This is a genomic window from Chelativorans salis (genome assembly GCF_025336525.1).
Lineage (GTDB): Bacteria > Pseudomonadota > Alphaproteobacteria > Rhizobiales > Rhizobiaceae > Chelativorans > Chelativorans salis.
This window is the reverse complement of sequence record NZ_JAOCZP010000006.1, coordinates 193,568-206,304: the sequence shown is the minus strand read 5'-3', so window position 1 is coordinate 206,304 and position 12,737 is coordinate 193,568. Positions and strand designations below refer to the sequence as shown.

The following is a 12,737-nucleotide window of genomic DNA, read 5'->3' as shown; positions in this document are numbered from 1 at the left end:
TTCTGTATCCGTTACGCACTGCGGCGGCTCTCCATGGCGAAGCCTTCGGCTTCAATGTCGATGAACACCCGTCCCACAGTGCCGACTGCCCGGTAGAACCGCGCTGATTGTGCCTTCTCGAGGTCGGCAAAGAAGTGTCCTGCCCATGGCGCGACGTGCTGTCCGAAGAACTCGCGCTCCTCATCAGGCGAGGCTGTGAAGCGACCGCCGGCAAGGCCGCTCATGATCTCGCACAGCGTGCCGAGGTGGTCCTCGGGGTCGCAATGGTCCTCCGCGCGTTCTAGGCCGAGCAGCCTGAGATCCCCCCGCAACCGCGCAAGCGGCCGTTCGTTGAGGAATCCTGTCAGATAGTACGATGCATAGGGCAGCAGCTCGCCTCGCCCGACCCCTTCGAAGAGGTCGAAATATTCGCGTCTGAGCGCCTCGGGAGAGGCAGTGCTCGCCGCCTGCCTTAGCGCGATATGTGCCGCGCCGAGCGGCGTATCCGTGCCCTGAAGCCCTGAGAGCTGTGCGAGGGTATCCGCGTCCGGGGCGCGCAAGAGAAGAGAGCCGAGCAGGGCATATTCCTGAGCGCGCGCCATATCGACCTCGTCGATTTCCGCGGCACTTCCGCCCGCTTCGGGGTAGAGGTCGGGGCGCAGGACCGTTCGCGCGATTCCCGTCAGCGCCTCGACTTCGAGTACGTGCTCGGCGGGGATCGAATGCCAAGCCGATACGGAAGGCTGAGTTAAGCCAAGCGCCTGCGCCAATGCACCAACGCCGCCCGCCTTCCTGATCGCTTCCTCCAGACCTGAGACCATGTCCATGTCACGACCTTGGCGGTGCCCTCCTGAATGGAGTCACCGTCCACCCCACAGTAAAAACCTAGTTCGCTGTGATTGCAAGGCTCAAATCGGCAACTTGCAAGCATAACATAAAGTTTTCGATAGAGATGGCGGGCGATCTTTTCCGCAAACATGAAGCCGGAAACGAATGCAACGACGCGCTGTGTAGAAAAACCGGAAAGTTGACTTTAATAGTCCATTTTAGATCTTGCCTTGGAACGTAGGCCTTATCGCGGCAAGGCGCCACCATGGCGTGATTGCGCCAATGTGCGGGGCGGTTCCGCAGGCGTAGGCTTGTCGGCAGCCTCGTCCGGGGTCGCCTGGCTTTGCGAAAGGTCGGATTGCGGTGCTTCCGGCTGTTCCACAGGCTGGGCGGGTTCGGCCGGCTCGGAAGTCTCCGTCGGTCGATCCGGCGAGGCGGCCACGTCATGGTCGGACGAGGCAATCCTTTCCTCAGGCGGTTCAGCTAGCGTATCCTGCGGATCGGAACGGCCCACTTTCGAGAGAAAATTGGCCACCGATTTGCCCGCCTCCAGCGGACCGAAGCCGGCCATCGAGCCCGGCTTGTTGAAATCCCAGGCATATTCGGCGGGACCGACATAGTCGCGGATCACCGGGTCGAGCGACCACATCTTCCTGAGCGCGGTATTTCTCAGCGCCGCCGGCACGCCCTTGCGCAGGAAAGCCGTAAGATCGCTTTCGGCGGTGATATCCTCGAGGCGGGGGAGGGGCTCTGCCGTCTCGGCCGCATCCAATTCAGCTGCCGGTTCGGGCGATTCGCCACGCTCCTCTTTCTCTGCACCCGTATGCTTTTCCTCTTCCGGGGGCGAAGCCTCGGCCTTCCGCGCCGCCTGCTTTCGGCGCGACCAGCGGGCAAAAGGATTGTCGTCGCGGGTACTCATTTGCCCGGCACCCTCCTTGCCATCGCCTCGGTATCTGCTCTGTCGCGCTTGCGCTTGATGAAGGGGCGCTCGACGTGATGCGCCTTTACGAAGGCGGCCAGTCGGTTCTGGATCTCGGGCGGCATCGGCACGGCCTCGATGATATCTGTGCCGGGCTCCGTCAGCGCCTCGGCTTCGGCTGGATCGGCGGTCACGAGGTGAAGCGTGATGCCGGGCGGTGTGCGGGAAGCCCTCAGAGAGACCCAGAGGCTGGGCTGCCCCGATCGAAGATTGTCGCGATACATGCCCGTCTCGGACGCAAAAAATTCCAGCTGGAAGGCGCCGGCATAATAGCGCGTGGCGTCCGGCATCTCGTCCAGAACCGTCCAGGGCGCGGCGGCCGGCGCGCCAACCAGCGCGGCAACAGGCACCCAGGCATGATCGGCCCATTGGCTCTTAAGAGCCCGCCGCTCGACAATCACCCCGACTTCCGTCGCCTCTCTTATCATAAGACTTGCTTCCTCAGTTCACCGGAGCCGAAACACGGTACGGCAGACCAGCAATAAGGTTCTGCGGTTTCATGCGGATCGTCCGGTCGGGCGTCATCGCCAGGATAAGCCAGACGGGACGGGTGCCTATATCGGTTGGCGCCTCGCGGTTATCGGAGAAGCCAAGCCGGAACAGCGCGACGATGTGTTCCGCCGCTTCCGGCTCCATCTCATGACCATTCCAGAGTGCGTTTCCGATCCGCGTTGCTTCGGCATCGAGGCCGACGAACCACGTCCAGTTTTCATCCTCGATGCGCTCCACCGGCTCGATCTCCACCTCGACGGCGAGGAGATGACGTATCCAGGCGGCCATCGCGGCTGCCAGGCCACGCCGCGCCAGGCTGCTGCTGCCGCCGAGATTAAGCACCATGTCGAAAGCGTCGCTGCGCGCAAAGTAGCCTGCGGCATTCGCCTCGTCCAGGATGTCGAGCTCGGTGGCCGGGGGACCGCCGAGCATGTCGAGCAGCGGAGAGGCATGGCGGTTCTGTTCGTGCAATTCAATCGCTTCGACGTCGGCGAGGAGCACCGTTCCGTCATGAAACGTCACGCGCTGGGGGCGGAAGAACAGCTCGGCGGCGCGCAGGACATGAGCGTTCTGTTCGCCGTCCAGGGCGTTACGCAGCACGACCTGGGCAAGCTGGTTCATGAAGAGCGGCGGCGTTTTTGCTGCCGCGCCGCGGGCCAGCTTGAGATAGGCCGCCTCAAGCGTGGGTGCGGATATGAGCAGGTCGCGGAAGTCGATCATGAACGTCCAGTTCTCGCGCGCATCCGCGTCCTCCATCGCGGCGATCTCCTCGCTGGCCACGGGTCGGCGCGGATGGTGCATCAAAAGCTCGTGATGCAGCCGCCGCTCCGTCTCGCAGGCGTCTTCGGGCGGCAGAAGCTCCGGGCGTGCGAGATATGCCTTCAGAAAGGCATCTGTCACGAGCAGCCGCCCCGCCTCGTCCCGATCGAGGAGGTGATGGCCGGAGGCAACCCAGAAATCCTTCATTTCCGCTCCCTCGCTATCGCGTGGAGGTCAACCTCGTCGTTCGGCATTTCCTCTTCCTCGACTTCGATGAAGCGGAAGGCGTCGAGGGGATCGAGCCTGTTGGCGTCCCGGTGCAGGGTTCGGAACGTTTCCCGGATGCTGTCACCCTCGCTTGTGCGGTGGATGCCAAGCAGCGTGTTCGGCGGGTGATCGCAAAGCGACTGTGCGAAGGCGATTTCCTCTTTCGCGGCCGCACGTGCGCGTTCCATATCGGGTGCGCCGCAATGGGTGACGAGCTGTTCGGACAACCGCTCTATGGCTTTGGCTTCCTCCTGCACACTGGCTTCCGTCACGATAGCGAGTGTGGACCAGCCGAAGCTGTCTATGCCGAGAAAGCCGGCACGGAACGCCTGCCGCTCCTTGCCGACAAGGCTTGCCGTATCGACGCCGAAGAACAGGAAGGTGCCCGTCACCGCCCATTCTCCTGGGTCCGCGGCTCGGTGGTAGACGAAGGTGTCAGATCGATCGAGCCGGATGGTCCGGGGCAATTTTATAGCCATGGTACCCCCGTTGCCGGATCGAGCCAGGAGGGTTTTGACAGCGCCGCTCTGAGGTTCCGCCGTTCGACGGGCTGCAGGTCGGCCGCCCGGAAGAGCAGAAGATCTCCGTTGTCGGCGATGCGAATGCGTTGGCCCTTCTTCCGGGGCAGGCGTTCGAGCCAATGTCTGGCGAGCGGCGTGAAACCGGCTTCGTTCCACTCATGAAACCAGTGCATCAGATGGCGCGCGAAGCTCGCGACGATCTCGCCCGCGTCGACCGTCTCGAACCCCACCTCCTCCAAAGCCCCGTTGAACGGCCGCGCGCCGGGCTCGGCGGTACGGAGTGCGACGGCACGTATCATGCCGGAGAAGACGAGCCAGGGCGGGACCGCGTGCTCGGGCACCCCGTCCGGCCAGCCGAGGCGGCATCCTCCGACAAGCACGCCGTCAATGCGGATCGCATCCGGCCAGTCGAAGGTGACTGGTCTTTCCGGTGGCGCGTGGACGGAAAGCGCATCGGCGAGCGCGTTTGCACCGGCGTAAATGGCGCGGCGTGCTTCCGCCAACGGTTCCTCGGGCTCGAGGATCACGGCGAACTCGACCAGATCATAGCGGCGGACCCACACGAGCGTGCCGGCCCCATGATCATCGGTGATGGAACAGGCATGCGCGAAAGCGTCGCCGGCCTCACGCAACGGGATAAGGTTGTAGGGCGGGGGCAGATCTAGGGCCCGGTCGGTGACGGATGTGCTCAAGGGCATTTCGAGCCGTATATTGATGACCGCAGTCATTCATTATAATACTTCTAAAGTGGCGACGCTACCGATCGGCAGCAATGCGCCACGGGAGTTGAGATGGCCTTAGAAAAACGGCGGAACGTTCTGGTCTGCTCCTGCGAAAGGAGCATGCCAGATTATGGCGACAGCGTTGCTCGCGGATGCCAGCGCGCTGAGGTCGAAACGGGAAATCAATTCTGCGGTGCAGAACTCGACAGGGTGCGAGCCATCCTGAGCGGCACCGAGGCAGTGACGATCGGCTGCACCCAGCAGGCGCCGCTCTTCAGCGAGGTCGCCGAGGAACTCGGCTTCGGCGGCGAGCTGGCTTTCGCCAACATCCGCGAGACGGCGGGTTGGTCGGAGGCGGGCGCGGCTGCTGGCCCTAAAGCCGCCGCACTCATGGCCATGGCCGCGGAATCCGCCGACGCGCCGGAGCTCGTGACCCTTTCCAGCCGGGGCGTGATCCTGATCTACGGCCGTGATGAGACGGCGATCGAGGCGGGGCAGCAACTCGCCGACAAACTCGATGTGACCGTCCTCCTCTCCCGGCCAGATGAAGTCATGCCGCACCGGGTCTGGGATTTTCCCGTGATGAAGGGGACGATCCGCAATGCGAGCGGCCATCTTGGGGCGTTCGAACTGGCCGTTGATGATTTTGCCGCGCCGGCGCCCTCTTCGCGCGATCGGCTGCGGTTCGGCGCTTCGCGGGACGGCGCGGTCTCGCATGCGGACATCGTGCTCGACCTTACCGGCGGCACTCCCCTTTTTCCAGCGCATGAACTGCGCGATGGCTATATCCGGGTCGATCCCGGCGACCGGGGATCCATTGCCGAGGCAATCTGGAAGGCAGCCGATCTGGTCGGCGAGTTCGACAAGCCGCGCTTCATCGATTTCTCCGATTCCCTGTGCGCCCATTCGCGCTCGCGGATCACAGGCTGCACCCGTTGCCTCGACCTGTGTCCGACGGGTGCCATCGCGCCGGCCGGCGACCATGTCGCCATCAATGCGGAAGTCTGTGCCGGATGCGGCAGTTGCGCGGCCGTCTGTCCAACGGGCGCCGCTGCTTACGCGCTTCCAGCCGCCGATGCGCTGCTGCGGCGGGTGCGAACTCTGCTGCTTACCTATCGGCAGGCGGAAGGCCAGGATCCGGTCGTGCTCTTTCACGATGCCGGCCACGGCGAGCCGCTGATCGATGCGCTCGCCCGTTTCGGGGCCGGACTTCCGGCCCACGTGCTGCCAGTGGCGGTGAACGAGATCACGCAGTTGGGCGTTGAGGCTTGGACCGCACCCTTCGCCTGGGGGGCGACCGCGGTCAGGGCGCTAGGCCCCGCCAGACCCAAGCACGATACGGCGGGCATCGCGGCAAACATCACCATTGCGAACCTCCTGACCCAGTCCCTCGGCTATAGCGCGCAAGCCTGTGACTTGATCGAAGCCGACGATCCCGACATGCTCAGATCCGCGCTCGATCAGGTGGTTCCTGGCGTCGCACCGGCGCAACCGTCGACATTCCTGCCGCTCGGCAAGAAGCGGCACGTGCTGGAAAATACGATGGTCGAGCTGCATCGCGCAGCACCAACGCCGGTCGACCGCGTGGAACTCCCTGCTGGCGCTCCCTTTGGCAGCCTCGACATCGATGTCGACGGCTGCACACTGTGCCTTTCCTGCGTGTCGGCCTGTCCGACGGGTGCGCTGTCCGACAGCGAGGATAAGCCGGCTCTATATTTCGCTGAAAGCGCCTGCGTGCAGTGCGGCCTGTGCGCCGCGACCTGCCCTGAGCACGTGATCACGCTGGCGCCGCAGCTCGATTTCCAGGCATGGCGCGCGCCGCGCCGGATGGTGAAGGAGGAGGAGCCTTACCACTGCATCAGCTGCGGCAAGCCCTTCGGCACCAAGAGCACGGTTGAACGCATCGTTGCCAGGCTGGAGGGCAAGCACTGGATGTTCACGGGCGAGAACGCGCGGCGGATCGATGTGGTGCGGATGTGTGACAACTGCCGGGTCGATGCGGTGACGAACGAAGGGTTTGATCCCTATGCCAGTCCCGGTCGGCCGGCGCCGCGCACGACAGAAGACTATCTTCGAGAGCGGGGGACTCCCAGCGACAAGCCGGGCTGAGCCGTCACTCGGTCCTGGTCTCCCTTTGCAGGAAGCGGATGAGGGCGGCGCGGGTTTCGTCGTCGCTGATCGTCTGTTCCGGCATCTTGGTACCGGGCGTGTAGGTGTTCGGCCCCACCTCGAAAAGCTTCGATACCGTTTGCGGCGTCCACACGATGTCCATATCGCGAAGCGCCGGCGAATAGCGATAGCCGGGAACGGAAGCAATCTTTCGGCCGAAGATGCCGTGCAGCGTCGGGCCGGCGCGGTTGTCGTCCTCCGGGTCGAGTGTGTGGCAGGCGATGCAGGCGCGAAAAGCCTCCGCGCCCCGATCGCCCGCGAACTCGGCCAGCGGGTCGGTCTCATCGGTCATGGTGGCGCCGAGGTGCTCGCCAGTTTCCACATCCCATTCACGAACCACGCGGTCCGAGCCACCGGTCAGAAGCGTCTTCCCATCCGGCGTGAAGGCGAGCGACCAGACCGGCATGCCGGGACCGCGAAGATCACGCACGGGCGCGAGGTCTGTCGCGTCGAGCAGGATGATGGCGCCTCTTATGCCAGCGGCCGCGAGATACCTTCCATCCGGCGAGGCTGCCAGTGTGACGACTGGGCTCTGGGTAGCCTGCACTTCGGATCCGGTCGTGCCGTCACGGTCGAGAACCCGCACCATGCCATCGGCGCCGCCTACGGCGAGACGGTTGCCGCGCAACGCCACCAGCGTATTGAGCGGGGTGGGCAGGACAACGCGGACCGCCGCCGCGCCCATATCGCGCGGCCAGAAGATCAAGTTCGCGTCGTATCCGGCGCTAGCGGGCGTGCCATCGGCGAGGAAGGTGACGGCATTGACATTGCCGTCATGACCTTCGAGCACGCGTGCGTCTCCCCCAGCAACAGGCCACAGCCGGACGGTTGTGTCCCAGGAGGCGGAGGCCAGCGTTGCTCCGTCCGGCGATACGGCGAGCGCCGTGACAGGCCCGCTATGCCCTTCGAGCACCCGAACCGGTGCCTGCCGACCCGATTCCCAGATCGCAATGCGGGAATCCGCGCCGGCGGTGACGAAGCGGCCGTCGGGGAGCACCGCGACGGCATTCACTTCGTCGCCGTGGAAGAGCAGCACCTCGCGGGCTTCACCCGTCTCCAGCGACCAGACGATTGCCCTGGTGTCGAAGCTGCCGGTGATCGCCGTTCCTTCCGGCGCCACGGCGATTGCCCGCACTGGGCCGCCATGGCCCCGCAGTTCCGTGCCGCCTGCCGTCGTGGTGAACAGGAGGAAAGCAGCCGCCAGGAAGCGTGGTGCGCGTGTCATATGCATTGCGTACCCAATCATTCCGTGTTCCGCTAGCCGGGCGGCTTCCGCTCGCTGGATGGAGCGGGCCGCAAAGCTGTCCTGAACCTCAACCTGACGGTCCAACCGTCCTAGATTTTCGAGGCAAACATATGACCCGGAATATGGAAGTCGATCCCTTCAACGTATCCATGCGCAAGTTCCTGAAGCAAGTTGGCGTGACCTCCCAGCATGCGATCGAAAAGGCCGTGGAGGAAGCAGGTTTGAAGGGAAAAGGCCGTCTGACCGTAAAGGCCGTGATCACTTCGGAGGATGCAAAGCTGCACCACGTCGTGGAGGGCGAAATCGATCTAGGGTGAGCGCCTGACAACGCCATGGCTAGGTGTAAAAGCGGATCTTTCCCGCCGGGGTAGCGTCATATCCCGTAAGCTCGGCGGCGCGCCCGTTGACACCTCCTTGCGCTAGGAACGTGATCAAGGCTTGCAGCGACGGCTGAAAGTAGGTCCGCTGGCGCATCAGAAGATCGAAATTCTCCCAGATCAACGGCACGAATTCGAGGCCAGCGGCACGCGCGGCCGCGCGCGCCGCTATCCCGCAATCGGCCCGGCCGGTGCCGATTGCGACGGCGAGATCGGGGCCGGTCAGGCATGGCGGGTCAAGCCGGTTCAGATCGCGCACAGTGGCGCCAGTGCGTGCCAGGAGGACGTCAAGCAACATATACGCACCGGCCCCCGGCTGCCGCACCGCCATCCTCGCCTCGCTGGTCAGGACATCGGCCAGGGTGCGGAGTTGCCGCGGATTGCCGGGCGCGACCAGAAGTCCTTGCTCGCGCCGCGCGAACCCCACCAGCACCGCATCGTGCAGCCGCGGCATGGCGCGTACGGCCGCGATATTCGCGTCCTCGCCCAGCGCCTCGCCATGATAATGGATCGCTGCGGCGGCGACCTCTCCGCGCATCAGCCGCCCAACCCCGCTTTCGGTGCCCTCCGCCAGCGAGGCGAGACCGGAGCCTGACTGGCGCAACACCCATTCGAGCAGATCATCCTGACTTCCCCCGACGATGGGCGGCGGCTCCGCCGGTACCATGCCCTCAGGCCGCGCCAGCCCGGAAAGCACCCAGCGGTCAAGCTCATGGCGCGGGAACAGCCATTTGCCCGTTACCTTGCTGCACGGGATCGCATTGTCGGCGACCAGTTCGTAGAGCTTGCGTTCGCCAAGGCGCAGATAGTCGGCAGCTTCGCTCGTGGTGAGAAAATCCATATGCATTTTTATGCATATTTCAGCTCAGATTCAATAATTTGACACTGCCGGAAAAACTGCAGCAAAAAAGAAACCGGGAGGCTAGGCATGCCGGAGAGCATGAGTGCGTGGCAGCTTATTGCGAGTGGTGACGCGACGTTGTTCGCGATCGTGCGCCTCTCGCTGGTGGTCAGCCTTTCGGCCGTTGCGATTGCCGGCTTCATCGGCCTGCCGCTCGGCGCTATCCTGGCGTTGACCCGCTTTCCAGGCCGCAGTGTGCTGATCGTTGTAATCAACGGATTCATGGGACTGCCGCCAGTCGTCGTTGGCCTCACCGTCTATCTGCTTCTGTCGCGGTCCGGTCCCCTCGGCGCCTTGGGCCTCCTGTTCACGCCGACCGCCATGATTATCGCACAGTCGCTGCTCGTGCTGCCCATCATCGCCGCGTTGACACGGCAGACCATCGAGGATCTGTGGAGTGAATATGGCGACGAGCTCACCGCCATGGGGGTGGGTCCGTCGGGCCGGGTGGTGACGCTTCTGTGGGACGGCCGCTTCAGCCTGATCACGGCGATGCTTGCGGGCTTCGGGCGGGCGGCAGCGGAGGTTGGCACGGTGATGATCGTCGGCGGCAACATAGAAGGCTTCACGCGAACCATGACCACGGCAATCGCTCTCGAAACGTCGAAGGGGAACCTTCCGCTCGCCATGGGCCTCGGGCTCATCCTCATCAGCCTGATCCTGGTCATCAACGCCGCCGCCTGGGGCGTGCGCGTGTGGTCCGAGCAACGAACGGGTTGATGATGCGTGCTTCGCTGAGCGACCTTCCCCTTGTCCTCGACTGCGTCTCGTTCCGTGCCGGCGGGACGACGATGCTCGACCGCCTGAGCCTGACGATCGGACCCGGCGCGCCGACACTCGTCGTCGGGCCGAACGGCTCCGGCAAGACGTCGCTCCTACGGCTTTGCATGGGGCTCGACGCGCCTTCCGAAGGAGCGGTTAGTTGGGGAGGGCGCACAAACACCCCCCAGACCCGCCGCGCGATCCTGTTTCAGGAACCGGTGATGCTTCGCCGCTCGGTCGCCGCGAACATCGCCTATGGCCTTGCACAAGCTGGCTATCCACGCGCTCGCCGCGCCGGACGCACGGAGGAATTGCTCGACCGGGTCGGCCTCCTGGAACTCGCGGCGCGCCCCGCGCGGCGACTATCCGGCGGCGAGCAGCAGCGCGTCGCGCTCGCCCGGGCGCTGGCGCGTGAGCCAGAGATCCTGTTGCTTGACGAGCCCACCGCTAGCCTTGATCCGGCGGCGACCCGCCATTTCGAAACGATTGCCCTCATGGCCGCCCATTCGGGCACCAAGATCGTCATGGCTTCGCATGATCTGGGCCAGGTTCGCCGCCTTGCCGGCGATGTCGTTTTCATGGTCCGGGGCCGCATTCTTGAACAGGCGAGCGCCGCTGATTTCTTCGACCATCCATCGACACCCGAGGCCGCCGCCTTCATCCGCGGCGATCTGGTTCTTTGATCAACCGGGAGGATTTATGCCGAACCGTCTGTTGTTTTCAGCAATTGCCGCAGTAGCGGTTCTGGTTTCGGCTGGCGTTGCAGCTTTTGCGCAGGATAGATCGATTGTCGTTGCTTCGACGACATCTACACAGGATTCCGGTCTGTTCGAACACATCCTTCCATTATTCGAGGGGGAGTCCGGCATCGACGTGAAGGTGGTCGCGCAGGGCACCGGCCAAGCGCTCGAAACCGGGCGGCGCGGCGATGCCGATGTCATCTTCGTGCATGCCAAGGCGCAGGAAGAAGAATTCGTCAGTGACGGCTTCGGATTGAAGCGCTTCGACGTGATGTACAACGATTTCGTCCTGGTCGGCCCAAAAAGCGATCCGGCCGGCATTGGGGGATCATCGGACATTGCCGCTGCCCTCGACGCCATTTGCTCCACTCAGGCGCCGTTCGTTTCGCGGGGCGACAAGTCCGGAACGCATTCGGCCGAACTCAAGCTCTGGCAGGACGCCGGCATCGATATATCGGCGCGGAAGGGCGACTGGTATCGCGAGATCGGGCAAGGAATGGGCGCCGCGCTCAACACCGCCGGAGCCATGAATGCATATGTCCTGTCGGATCGTGCCACCTGGCTGTCGTTCAAGAACCGTGGCGATCTGGAAATTCTGGTCGAGGGCGACAGGCGGCTGTTCAACCAGTACGGCATCATGCTCGTCAATCCGCAGAAGCATCCGAGCGTGAAGGCCGAACTCGGCCAGCGATTCATCGATTGGCTGATCTCGCCGGAGGGGCAGGAGGCCATCGGCGAGTATGAGATCGGCGGGAAGCAGCTTTTCTTTCCGAACGCCGAGCAGGGGCGGACCTGAGCAAGCGCGACGGCTGTTGCAAACGGAAGCGCATCTGGCCCATCATGCGGGCATGAACCGAATACAGCCTGCGAAAGGCGTGCTGACCAGCCTCGAAACGGCACTCACCGCAATGCTGGACGAGTTGGCGCCGGTCGCTCCGACTTTTTTGCCGCTCAATGAAGCGCTTGGCCGCATCGCAGCGGAGATGGAGTCGCTGCGTGATCCGCTGCCGCCGTGCAGCACCGCCGTAATGGACGGTTGGGCCTTACGCGCGCTGGACCTGACCGGAGCGTCCGCCTATTCGCCGGTTCCGCTTGCGGCCTCGCCTGCCTGGGTCGAAGCGGGCGATGCGATGCCGGAAGGATGCGACTGCGTGCTCGAGGCCGATCTTGTCGATTGCAGCGGCCCGATATCGCAAGCCTTCGCCGAGGCCATTCCGGGAACGGGCGTTCGCCGCGCCGGTGAAGACATGGCCGCGGGAGGCCCTGTGTCCCTGCCGGGACGGCCGCTTTCAGCGCTGGATCTCCTGGTCTTGCGCAGCGCGGGGCTCGACAAAGTCGCGGTGCGGATTCCGCGCCTGCGCGTGGTGGATATCGCCGCAAATAGCGACGGCTTGACGGCACCGTTCGTCCATGAATACGCAACAGCGGCGGGTGCGAAAGTCACCGACATAGAGACTGTCGGCCGGGACGCCAACTCCATTGCCTCAACACTGGATAAGGGAGAGTGCGATCTCATCCTTCTGAGTGGCGGCACGGGCCGGGGGCGCACTGATGCCACTGCTGAAGCGCTTGCCGCGCGCGGGGCGCTTATCGCGCATGACATCGCGCTCCAGCCTGGTCAATCGGCGGCGGTCGGCCGGATCGGTCAACTACCGATAATCGCACTGCCCGGCGCCCCCGATCAGGCTTTCGCAGCCTTCCTCGCCCTCGTTCAGCCGGTGCTGGACCGCCTTTCCGGCCGGTCGGAGCGGCGCGGCATGGTCCTGCCGCTGGCGCGCAAGATCTCCTCGGGAGTGGGCATTGCCGAACTGGTTCTGCTAAAGCGGGAACAGGCCGCCTGGATGCCGCTTGCCGCCAGCCGGCTTTCGCTGGATCATATGCGTAGCGCCGACGCGTGGCTCATCGTTCCCGGCGACAGCGAAGGACATGCAGCGGGAACGCCGATAGAAGCGTTTCTGCTTCGCGATTTCACATGAGCCTGCCGCAATGACCGAC

The 12,737-nt window shown here is 64.2% G+C and carries 14 protein-coding genes; 6 read left to right on the top strand and 8 right to left on the bottom strand.

Features of this window, described 5'->3' with window-relative positions; translation table 11 throughout:
- Nucleotides 1-11 precede the first annotated feature (11 nt).
- From N5A92_RS19370 to N5A92_RS19345, 6 genes are all read right to left on the bottom strand, one after another.
- Nucleotides 12-806 carry a molecular chaperone TorD family protein gene (locus N5A92_RS19370; RefSeq protein ID WP_260905568.1) on the bottom strand — a complete coding sequence of 265 codons (795 nt, stop codon included), beginning with the start codon at nt 804-806 and terminating at the stop codon, nt 12-14.
- A gap of 245 nt (nt 807-1,051) precedes the next feature.
- The gene (locus N5A92_RS19365; RefSeq protein WP_260905567.1) at nt 1,052-1,726 is read right to left on the bottom strand and encodes a DUF3306 domain-containing protein; all 675 of its coding nucleotides are present in this window, start codon (nt 1,724-1,726) and stop codon (nt 1,052-1,054) included.
- A complete protein-coding gene (locus N5A92_RS19360; protein ID WP_260905566.1) occupies nt 1,723-2,214 on the bottom strand; it encodes a DUF3305 domain-containing protein in 492 nt (163 codons plus the stop codon). Before N5A92_RS19360 ends, N5A92_RS19365 begins: the two co-directional genes overlap by 4 nt.
- A gap of 13 nt (nt 2,215-2,227) precedes the next feature.
- Nucleotides 2,228-3,244, bottom strand: a complete 1,017-nt coding sequence (locus N5A92_RS19355; RefSeq protein ID WP_260905565.1) for a DUF6352 family protein — start codon at nt 3,242-3,244, stop codon at nt 2,228-2,230.
- Entirely contained in the window at nt 3,241-3,783 is a 543-nt protein-coding gene (locus N5A92_RS19350; protein WP_260905564.1) for a DUF6505 family protein, read from the bottom strand. The genes N5A92_RS19355 and N5A92_RS19350 overlap by 4 nt, the downstream gene beginning before the upstream one ends.
- Entirely contained in the window at nt 3,774-4,553 is a 780-nt protein-coding gene (locus N5A92_RS19345) for a biotin/lipoate--protein ligase family protein (protein WP_260905563.1), read from the bottom strand. The genes N5A92_RS19350 and N5A92_RS19345 overlap by 10 nt, the downstream gene beginning before the upstream one ends.
- Before the next feature lie 114 nt (nt 4,554-4,667).
- On the opposite strand from N5A92_RS19345, the gene N5A92_RS19340 reads away from it, so the two are divergent.
- Complete coding sequence (locus tag N5A92_RS19340) at nt 4,668-6,656, top strand: 4Fe-4S dicluster domain-containing protein (protein WP_425248611.1); 1,989 nt, start codon at nt 4,668-4,670, stop codon at nt 6,654-6,656.
- A gap of 4 nt (nt 6,657-6,660) precedes the next feature.
- Here the strand turns inward: N5A92_RS19340 and N5A92_RS19335 are convergent, their stop codons facing one another.
- The gene (locus N5A92_RS19335) at nt 6,661-7,941 is read right to left on the bottom strand and encodes a c-type cytochrome (protein ID WP_260905560.1); all 1,281 of its coding nucleotides are present in this window, start codon (nt 7,939-7,941) and stop codon (nt 6,661-6,663) included.
- Nucleotides 7,942-8,072: 131 nt separating this feature from the next.
- Here N5A92_RS19335 and N5A92_RS19330 point away from each other — a divergent pair, with 131 nt between their 5' ends.
- Complete coding sequence (locus N5A92_RS19330; protein ID WP_260905558.1) at nt 8,073-8,279, top strand: DUF6494 family protein; 207 nt, start codon at nt 8,073-8,075, stop codon at nt 8,277-8,279.
- A 19-nt stretch (nt 8,280-8,298) separates the two neighbouring features.
- On the opposite strand, the gene N5A92_RS19325 is transcribed toward N5A92_RS19330, so the two are convergent.
- A complete protein-coding gene (locus tag N5A92_RS19325) occupies nt 8,299-9,180 on the bottom strand; it encodes a helix-turn-helix transcriptional regulator (RefSeq protein ID WP_260905556.1) in 882 nt (293 codons plus the stop codon).
- Nucleotides 9,181-9,267: 87 nt separating this feature from the next.
- On the opposite strand from N5A92_RS19325, the gene N5A92_RS19320 reads away from it, so the two are divergent.
- Genes N5A92_RS19320 through N5A92_RS19305 form a run of 4 tightly spaced genes read left to right on the top strand, consistent with a single transcriptional unit; the run spans nt 9,268 to nt 12,718 of the window.
- Entirely contained in the window at nt 9,268-9,960 is a 693-nt protein-coding gene (locus tag N5A92_RS19320) for an ABC transporter permease (RefSeq protein ID WP_260905554.1), read from the top strand.
- A 2-nt stretch (nt 9,961-9,962) separates the two neighbouring features.
- Nucleotides 9,963-10,685, top strand: a complete 723-nt coding sequence (locus tag N5A92_RS19315; protein ID WP_260905661.1) for an energy-coupling factor ABC transporter ATP-binding protein — start codon at nt 9,963-9,965, stop codon at nt 10,683-10,685.
- A 16-nt stretch (nt 10,686-10,701) separates the two neighbouring features.
- Nucleotides 10,702-11,538 carry an ABC transporter substrate-binding protein gene (locus N5A92_RS19310; RefSeq protein WP_260905552.1) on the top strand — a complete coding sequence of 279 codons (837 nt, stop codon included), beginning with the start codon at nt 10,702-10,704 and terminating at the stop codon, nt 11,536-11,538.
- A gap of 52 nt (nt 11,539-11,590) precedes the next feature.
- Nucleotides 11,591-12,718 carry a molybdopterin-binding protein gene (locus N5A92_RS19305; protein WP_260905550.1) on the top strand — a complete coding sequence of 376 codons (1,128 nt, stop codon included), beginning with the start codon at nt 11,591-11,593 and terminating at the stop codon, nt 12,716-12,718.
- Nucleotides 12,719-12,737: the final 19 nt, after the last annotated feature.

What these genes read in the sequence shown, in the direction of transcription:
- N5A92_RS19370 (WP_260905568.1), bottom strand. Translation starts at nt 806, where the DNA reads ATGGACATGGTCTCAGGTCTGGAGGAAGCGATCAGGAAGGCGGGCGGC.
- N5A92_RS19365 (WP_260905567.1), bottom strand. Translation starts at nt 1,726, where the DNA reads ATGAGTACCCGCGACGACAATCCTTTTGCCCGCTGGTCGCGCCGAAAG.
- N5A92_RS19360 (WP_260905566.1), bottom strand. Translation starts at nt 2,214, where the DNA reads ATGATAAGAGAGGCGACGGAAGTCGGGGTGATTGTCGAGCGGCGGGCT.
- N5A92_RS19355 (WP_260905565.1), bottom strand. Translation starts at nt 3,244, where the DNA reads ATGAAGGATTTCTGGGTTGCCTCCGGCCATCACCTCCTCGATCGGGAC.
- N5A92_RS19350 (WP_260905564.1), bottom strand. Translation starts at nt 3,783, where the DNA reads ATGGCTATAAAATTGCCCCGGACCATCCGGCTCGATCGATCTGACACC.
- N5A92_RS19345 (WP_260905563.1), bottom strand. Translation starts at nt 4,553, where the DNA reads ATGACTGCGGTCATCAATATACGGCTCGAAATGCCCTTGAGCACATCC.
- N5A92_RS19340 (WP_425248611.1), top strand. Translation starts at nt 4,668, where the DNA reads ATGCCAGATTATGGCGACAGCGTTGCTCGCGGATGCCAGCGCGCTGAG.
- N5A92_RS19335 (WP_260905560.1), bottom strand. Translation starts at nt 7,941, where the DNA reads ATGACACGCGCACCACGCTTCCTGGCGGCTGCTTTCCTCCTGTTCACC.
- N5A92_RS19330 (WP_260905558.1), top strand. Translation starts at nt 8,073, where the DNA reads ATGACCCGGAATATGGAAGTCGATCCCTTCAACGTATCCATGCGCAAG.
- N5A92_RS19325 (WP_260905556.1), bottom strand. Translation starts at nt 9,180, where the DNA reads ATGGATTTTCTCACCACGAGCGAAGCTGCCGACTATCTGCGCCTTGGC.
- N5A92_RS19320 (WP_260905554.1), top strand. Translation starts at nt 9,268, where the DNA reads ATGCCGGAGAGCATGAGTGCGTGGCAGCTTATTGCGAGTGGTGACGCG.
- N5A92_RS19315 (WP_260905661.1), top strand. Translation starts at nt 9,963, where the DNA reads ATGCGTGCTTCGCTGAGCGACCTTCCCCTTGTCCTCGACTGCGTCTCG.
- N5A92_RS19310 (WP_260905552.1), top strand. Translation starts at nt 10,702, where the DNA reads ATGCCGAACCGTCTGTTGTTTTCAGCAATTGCCGCAGTAGCGGTTCTG.
- N5A92_RS19305 (WP_260905550.1), top strand. Translation starts at nt 11,591, where the DNA reads ATGAACCGAATACAGCCTGCGAAAGGCGTGCTGACCAGCCTCGAAACG.